5 protein-coding genes, 1 tRNA gene and 1 pseudogene are annotated in these 3,684 nt (G+C 71.1%); 3 read left to right on the plus strand and 4 right to left on the minus strand.

Annotated features, from left to right (window positions below; genetic code table 11):
* Positions 1–258: hypothetical protein (locus DZF91_RS41490; protein ID WP_456236643.1), on the minus strand; the 258-nt coding region annotated here is incomplete at its 3' end.
* 85 nt (positions 259–343) lie between these two features.
* Here DZF91_RS41490 and DZF91_RS02515 point away from each other — a divergent pair.
* Positions 344–1,636, plus strand: a complete 1,293-nt coding sequence (locus DZF91_RS02515; protein ID WP_147340959.1) for a hypothetical protein — start codon at positions 344–346, stop codon at positions 1,634–1,636.
* Between the two features lie 738 nt (positions 1,637–2,374).
* Here the strand turns inward: DZF91_RS02515 and DZF91_RS02520 are convergent.
* Positions 2,375–2,590: a hypothetical protein gene (locus DZF91_RS02520; protein WP_117355901.1), complete on the minus strand. Its 216-nt coding sequence runs from the start codon at positions 2,588–2,590 to the stop codon at positions 2,375–2,377.
* A 231-nt stretch (positions 2,591–2,821) separates the two neighbouring features.
* On the opposite strand from DZF91_RS02520, the gene DZF91_RS41690 reads away from it, so the two are divergent.
* Entirely contained in the window at positions 2,822–2,941 is a 120-nt protein-coding gene (locus DZF91_RS41690; RefSeq protein WP_211245696.1) for a DLW-39 family protein, read from the plus strand.
* A gap of 144 nt (positions 2,942–3,085) precedes the next feature.
* Positions 3,086–3,158: transfer RNA gene (locus DZF91_RS02525), tRNA-Ala, on the plus strand.
* A gap of 59 nt (positions 3,159–3,217) precedes the next feature.
* Here the strand turns inward: DZF91_RS02525 and DZF91_RS42570 are convergent.
* Both DZF91_RS42570 and DZF91_RS40895 read right to left on the minus strand, forming a co-directional pair.
* Positions 3,218–3,352, minus strand: a complete 135-nt coding sequence (locus tag DZF91_RS42570) for a hypothetical protein (RefSeq protein ID WP_268915913.1) — start codon at positions 3,350–3,352, stop codon at positions 3,218–3,220.
* A gap of 18 nt (positions 3,353–3,370) precedes the next feature.
* Positions 3,371–3,684: pseudogene (locus DZF91_RS40895) on the minus strand (hypothetical protein); the annotation flags it as partial.

A 3,684-nucleotide genomic window follows, 5' to 3' on the forward strand; every position in this document is an offset into this window, starting at 1 on the left:
CGCCACGCCGCCGGGGGCCGCCAACCCGTCGAGCGCCGCGAAGCCGCCGCGCGCAGTCACGCCGCCGGGCGCCGCCACGCCGCCAAGTGCCGTCAACCCGCCGACCGCTGCCGCGCCGCCGGACGCCCTTGCGCAGCCGTCCACCGCCGCGCCGCCGGACGCCGCAAAGCCGTCGGACGCCGCGGCGCCCACGGGTGCCGCCAAGCCGTCCGGCGCTGCCAAGCCGCAGAGCGCTGTTACGCAGCCGACCAGCGCCACGCCGTCGCATGCCGCCAAGCCGTCGGGTGCTGTTCCCCCGCCGATCGTTGGCGGGGAGTGGTGGTCTGACGGCGGTGAGGGCGGTATGGCTCGTACCGGCGAGGAACAGGGCCGGACGAACGACATGCGGCGGCAGAACGCCGACTCCGTAGTGGCGCACCGGCGCAGTACCGAGGTGCCCGTCGGAACCGTGATGCCGGACGTGGTGCTGCGGGCGGTCGAGCAGGGCCTGAGCGCGCCCGTTGAGACGCTGGTCGAGCGGCGGATCGTGCCCTCCGCTGAAGTGCTGGCGGGGCTGGTTCCGGAGCTGGTGGCCTCCACCGTGGCGCAGGACTACGGTGACCGGACGTTGGCGATGCTCGTGTCGGCGGGCTACCGGGCTTTCCGCAAGCGGCGTTCGCTGCTGCTGGTGAACCTGGAGCACCAGGTGCGGTTCGAGGAACTGCCGTGGGTGCAGGCGATCGCGTCCCGGCGGGGGACCGGCGGCGACGCGGCCCGCGCGGCGGCGCGGACCACGCTGACCCGGCTCGGCGGCCTCACGCTCACCGCGTTCCCCGGGACGATCATCCCGAACCGGCTGGTCACCGAGCTCACGGCGCTCGCCCGGCAGGCCGGCCTGGACGCGCCGTTCGTGGAGGAGCTCGCCGCGGACATCTTCATGGGCACGTTCTCCCCGAAGTTCGTGCGCGCGGCCGAGATCGCCGCCGAACTGCTCGACGGGACGCTCTACGTCCGCTACTACGGCATCGACGCCGCGCGTCTGCGGACGCTGCGCGCCATCTCCGAGAAGCCGCCGAAGCGCGCGCCAAGGATGCCGTGGGCGCAGAAGGCGCATTCCGGTCTCACCTCCGATCCGGAGTGGGACGCCGCGAGGGAGTTCGCGGCGTTGTGCCAGGCGCGCGCCGGAGCCGCGACGAGCTCCTGGGTGGTCGTGAACGGACGGACCATCGAGCAGGCCCAGATCCTGACCACGCACAACCTCGCCGTGCTCGCCGGGACGGTCGGCGTGCAGCCCGGACCTGGCTGGCCCGAGCTGGCGCGCCGCGCCTACGTCGTCATGTGCGACCGGCTGCTCACCGCGCACCGGTCGGCGCTGCCGCTACGCGCCGTCAAGGACGCGGCGTACGCGTGGCGGCAGGCGTTGTTCTTCCTGTCCATGGCCGGGGACGCCGAGGCGCGGGATTTCGCCCGCTGGGCCCGCGACGAGACCGATCGGATGTTCGGGCCGGTGGCCACCCGCACGGCCGCGCCGACGGCCGGGCTCGACCGGGTGCTCGCCGGGCTGGACCACGTCCTGGACGGCGGCGGGCTTGAGAGGGCCGAGGGCTACCCGCGCCGGTTCCTGGGCTGGTCCGGCCACTGGATGCTCGGCCGCTGACCACCTGTCAGAACTGGGGGACGGAACCTTCGCCCCGTTCCCGAGATCCAGTGTTCCCGCGGTGTGCACCGCGTGAAAGTGCGTCCACAGATTGTGGATAACTCGCGGCCCGGGGGTCTTCACCTGCCCGCCGACAGCCCACCCTAGGGGGCCGTGGGCGCCGCGACGATCAGCTCCCGCGTGTCGCGTGGTGAGGGCCTGTGGACACCGCGCAGAGTGTGGTGCACAAGAAGATGATCTGGGGATGCGACTGGGGATTTCCGGTGGGCAGACGGTTTCCACCGGATGGGGGAGACTGTGGAGACCCGATGCCCACAGCCTGTGCACGACGCCGTCCCGGCCCCGCTTCCATGGTGCTGCGGCACTGGTCAGAACGTTATCCACGGGGTGGATAACGGGATGCGACCTGTGGGTGACTCTGGGGATTCGAGGTGGACGACGGTCATCCCCGGTTCCCACAGGTTGTGCACCGAAGTTATCCACAGGCTGTGGAAGACGGGAGGCTCGCCGGACGTCGCCCACAGCTCGTCCCCAACGTTGTCCAGAGGCGGCGTCCGATGCGCGAAACCCCGGCCAACTGGGGATTTCCGTGTGGACGAAGCCGCCGAGAACCCTTACTTCCGCAGCTGAACCGCTGTGCAAAACGTCGGCCACACCCTGTGGATGAAGCGCTACCACGTGAGCCCCGGCTCCAGGCGCACAAAGCCCGGCCCGACCGATGCCGGACACGCGCGACAGTCACATCCCCGCGCGCCAAAGCAGCAGGATCAGCGACGAGAGCACCAGGCCCGCCGTGCCCAGCGGGGCCTCGCCCAAGGTGATCAGGAGGGTGCAGCCGGCGGCCGTCGCGCTCGCGACCAGCAGCAGTGCGAGCCCGCCCGACGACTCGGGGCCGTCCGCCGCGTCGGGCCGCAGTTCCCGCTCCCAGATCCGGAAGTCGTCCTGTGCGCTCATCGGGACTCCCCTGACGTCGTTGCCCGGATTATGCGGCCGATCCGCACGCGAAACGAGGTGGCTGGCCCGCCACAGCACCCGCACCGTCCTTGGACGGCACGTCCGATAACGGCACATGGGGTGCGGATCGCTCGGCGCGGGTTGCTAGGCTGCGGAGAACCTGGGGGAAGAGTCGCCTGACACCCATGTCCCTCGGGTTGGCTTCATAGTCGAGGTGAAGGGGTCCCCACCGTGAAGAAGCTGCTTGTTCTGGCCGTTGTGGCTCTCGGCGGATTCGTCGTCTGGCGTCGCCTGCAGCAGGACCGCGCGGAGCTGGACCTGTGGACCGAGGCCACGTCCACCGACAGCTGAACCGATATACGCCGTGCATGGCCCCGGCGTGACCGGGACGGCCACCGTCCCGATCCGCCGGGCCAAGGCGTACTCGCCCGCGCACGTCACACCGATAACCGGGCGCACGCGACGCCCGTCCGCCGGTAAGCTTTGACCCGCCGAGGGGCCTTAGCTCAGTTGGTAGAGCACCGGCTTTGCAAGCCGGGTGTCAGGGGTTCGAATCCCCTAGGCTCCACCTGCGAGAACACCCCCGTCCGATCATCGGACGGGGGTGTTCGTGCAATTACCGTGCGATTAGGCCACCGGGACCAGCACGCCAGCCGGACCGTCGTCGTCCGGGTCGTCCTTCTGGATGGCCTCCCTGATCTGCGCATCGATGGCCGCAGCGATGGCCTGTCCGGCCCTTGAGGTCTCGTGCTGGTAGATCATGGCCGCCCTTGGCGAGTCCTACCCCACGCGCGCCATGAGATCCCGCAGGCTCGCGCCGCTCCCAGCCGCGATGGTGTTGCCCGTGTGGCGCAGGTCGTGGAAGTGCAGTCCCGGGACGCCCACCGCTTCGGTCGCCTGTGCCCACCGGGAGCCACGGCGGAAGTTCCCCCGCCGGTAAACCATCCCCTTGGGAGACGTGAAGACCAGCGCGTCCGGGGCGTCGTCGGTGAAGGACCCCAGGTGATCAAGGGCGGCGGCGCTCGCGCCGTTGGCGCGGCCCGCCGCCAGCGCGGCCGGAGCATGCGGCGTGGGCGCCGGTCCCCGGCCCCGCG

It is taken from the genome of Actinomadura logoneensis (assembly GCF_003428695.1).
GTDB lineage: Bacteria > Actinomycetota > Actinomycetes > Streptosporangiales > Streptosporangiaceae > Spirillospora > Spirillospora logoneensis.